The 3,174-nt window shown below is 71.6% G+C and carries 4 protein-coding genes; 2 read left to right on the forward strand and 2 right to left on the reverse strand.

Annotated features, from left to right (window positions below; translation table 11 throughout):
* Window positions 1-5 precede the first annotated feature (5 nt).
* Window positions 6-509 (reverse strand): MarR family winged helix-turn-helix transcriptional regulator, encoded by a 504-nt coding sequence (locus tag TR46_RS37545; protein ID WP_052433479.1) that lies wholly within the window; start codon window positions 507-509, stop codon window positions 6-8.
* 119 nt (window positions 510-628) lie between these two features.
* Between TR46_RS37545 and TR46_RS37550 the strand changes: the two genes are divergently transcribed.
* Together TR46_RS37550 and TR46_RS37555 are read left to right on the forward strand one after the other, a co-directional pair.
* Window positions 629-1,090: a nuclear transport factor 2 family protein gene (locus TR46_RS37550; RefSeq protein WP_042411818.1), complete on the forward strand. Its 462-nt coding sequence runs from the start codon at window positions 629-631 to the stop codon at window positions 1,088-1,090.
* A 44-nt stretch (window positions 1,091-1,134) separates the two neighbouring features.
* Window positions 1,135-1,581 (forward strand): nitroreductase family deazaflavin-dependent oxidoreductase, encoded by a 447-nt coding sequence (locus tag TR46_RS37555; RefSeq protein WP_236655707.1) that lies wholly within the window; start codon window positions 1,135-1,137, stop codon window positions 1,579-1,581.
* A 16-nt stretch (window positions 1,582-1,597) separates the two neighbouring features.
* On the opposite strand, the gene TR46_RS37560 is transcribed toward TR46_RS37555, so the two are convergent.
* Window positions 1,598-3,046, reverse strand: a complete 1,449-nt coding sequence (locus tag TR46_RS37560; protein WP_042411824.1) for a potassium/proton antiporter — start codon at window positions 3,044-3,046, stop codon at window positions 1,598-1,600.
* Between the last annotated feature and the right edge of the window lie 128 nt (window positions 3,047-3,174).

A 3,174-nucleotide genomic window follows, 5' to 3' on the forward strand; every position in this document is an offset into this window, starting at 1 on the left:
GCGCCTCAGCTCCAGCCGGGCAGTCCTTGGCCCGTGTAGGCGGCAGGGTCGACCAGCTCCTCGCCCGCCGCACGTGCGAACGCCTCCAGCGCCTCGATCATCGCGCCGCGGTGGTCGACCGGCATCGCCGAGACGATCCTGGTGATCTCCGCCTGCCTGCGCTCGGTGACCTGACGGACCACCTGACGCCCCGCCGCAGTGGCCGCGAGCACTACCAGGCGCCGGTCGCCAGGGTCCTGGGTCCGTTCGACCATACCGGCCGCGGACAGCCGGTCCACCATCCGCAGCGCCGTGGAGGGGTTGACCGCCAACTGCTCGGCCAGCCCCGACAGGTTCACCGGCCCCCCGGTGTCCAGCACCACCAGCATCCGGAACTGAGGGACGGTCAGCGCCTCCTCGATCGCCGCCAGCGAACGGGCGGACACCGCCACCAGCACCCGGGACGCGGTGAGCACGGCGGCCACCATCTCATTGGCCGCATCCAGGTCCTGCGGCTGCGAATCGTGCATGACAGCAGTTCTACCCGCTCGAGGCTTCGAAGACGAACCTCTCCCCACCCCCACTTCCAACCCTAGTGCAAACATTGCATACTGCAATGGAAGCATCATCCCGACCGGGAGGCACAACCGTGAAAGCTGCACCCGTCACCGCCCGCCTGCGCGCCGCTCTCAGCCAGGTCGATCTACTGCCGCTGAGCCCGCTCCTGCACCCGGACGTGCACTGGGTCGGCCGCGAAGCCGGCCAACCCGACTGCCGCGGACGCGCCGAGGTTCTCGCCCGCCTCGCCGCCCTGCACCAGCCCGGTGGCCGGGTGGCAGTGGAGGAGACCTTCACCTACCCCGACGCCGTCGTGCTCGGCATCGGCCTGATCCCGGAGGGGCCGCCGAAGGACGACAGCGGGCAGGGATCACCGACGAGCCTCTACACCGTCTTCCACCTCACCGGCGGCCTGATCACCCGCATCCACGGGCATGGTGACCGCTGCACCGCCCTGGACGCCGCCTACAGTGCGAGCATCCACCCCCATCCGGCGCCTCCGCCGGCAGCCGGCACCCACGCCGAAGGTCCCACCCGCCGAGGTGCGGTATGACCGGCCGCGCACCCGCACAGCCACCGGCCGCCGGCTGGCGACGCATGATCGCTCGCGCACCCGTCCAGCTCTACCGCTGGCATCTGGGCCCGCTGCTGGGCCGACGGATCTGTCTGCTCACCCATACCGGGCGCACCAGCGGCCTGCCCCGCCGGACCGCACTGGAGGTCACCGGCACCGACCCGGCCACCGGCGCCGTCCACCTGGCCTCCGGCTTCGGACCGGCCTCCCAGTGGTACCGCAACATCCAACACACCCCGAAGGTCACCGTGCAGTCCGGCCGCCGCCACTGGACCGGCACCGCCCGCCCGATGACCCCCGACGAGTCCGGCCGCGCCATGGCCGCCTACGCCCCGCTCCACCCCCGCACCGCCCGCACCCTCATGCGGATCTGCGGCCTCACCACCGACGGCAGCACCGAGGACTGGTACCGCATCGGCCACGACCACATCCCCTTCGTCGAGATCACCCCCGACCCGCGAACCGAATAGCCACAGCGCAAGCCGCTCACGCGTCGGCACCGTCGGAGTCCTTGGGCCGGGAAAGCACCAGGATGTCGTCGCCCGCGCGCACCACGGTGTCCGGGGCCATGGGCAGCAGTTGTCCCTCCCGCAGGGCGGCGCTGACCCAGGTGTTCCCGTTCAGGACCAGATCCTCCAGGGTGGCCCCGTCCGCCGGGGAGCCCGGCTCCACCGTGCACAGGCCCGCGCCCTCAGGTTCCTGGGGAAGCCGCACCCCCAGCGCCCACGGGGTGGGCGGGCTGGTCCGCATCGGCACCCCCAGCCGGGCCGCCGCCCAGGCCACCGTGCTGCCCTGGACCAGGACCGAGAACGCCACCACCACGAAGATCACCTCGTAGATCCGCCTGGCGTCCGGCACCCCCGCCGTGATCGCGAACGCTCCCAGCAGGATCGGCACCGCACCCTTCAACCCGGCCCAGGCGATGAAGACCCGCTCCCCCGTCCGCATCCGCACCGGCAGCAGCAGCGGACCCACCGTCAATGGCCGCACCACCAACGCCAGCAGCACCGCGAGGACCAACCCGATCAGCCACGCCCAGCCCTGCCCCAGCGCGCGCAGACCCACCGTCAGGCCCAGCGCCACGAACACCACGATCTCCGCCAGGCTGGCCAGCGAACCCGAGACCTGCCGAATCTCAAGCCGGTAGGGCATCCCCTCGTCGCCGATCAGGATCCCCGCCACGAGCACCGCCAGGAAGCCCGAGCCGTGCGCAACCGTCGCCATCCCGTACACCGCCATCGCCCCAGCCAGCGCCCGCACCGGGTGCAGCCCCGCCGCCGGCAGCGAGACCTTCTGCATGAACCGCAGCAGCGCGAACCCGCCGGCCACACCCACCGCCGTGCCCACCGCCATCTGCACCGCGAACGTCCCCACCACCTGGCCCGCCTGCTGCCCGACGCTGCCGCTCGCCCCCAGCAGCGCCAGCATCAACGCGATCCCGACCGGGTCGTTGGCCCCCGACTCCCCCTCCAGCACCGTCCCGGTCCGCCCGGTGATCTCGCGCCGCCCCAGCACCGAGAACACCACCGCCGGATCGGTGGGCGACAACGCCGCTCCCAGCACCAGCGAGGTCCGCCAGCCCAGACCGCACAACCCGTGCGCCACCAGCGTCAACACACCTGCGGTGAGGAAGGTCCCCACCACACCCAGCGAGACGATCGGCACCACCGACCCGCGAAAACGACGCCAGCCGATCCCCATCCCACCGTCGAACAGCACCACCACCAGCGCCACCGTCACCACCGGCTCCACCAGCGACACCGGAACCCGCCGGTTCAGCACCGGCATGACATCCGAGGCAGCCGCCGAGACCACCAGGAACAGCAGCGGCGCGGGAATCCGCAGCCGCTCACTGACCCGGTTCGACAGCACTGCCAGCAGCACCACCACGGCCAGCACCAGCACCGTCAACCCAAGACTCTCCGCGCTCGCCATGGCGCCCATCCAAGCAGAACCACCAGGCGGTACTACTGAGGGAGGCGTCCGTTCAACAGAGCGCAGCGGATCCTGGACGCGCTTCCGGAACGGTCACGGCTGGTAGCGGTAGCCGATGCCCGGTTCAG

Origin of the sequence: Streptacidiphilus carbonis (assembly GCF_000787775.1) — a bacterium.
Lineage (GTDB): Bacteria > Actinomycetota > Actinomycetes > Streptomycetales > Streptomycetaceae > Streptacidiphilus > Streptacidiphilus carbonis.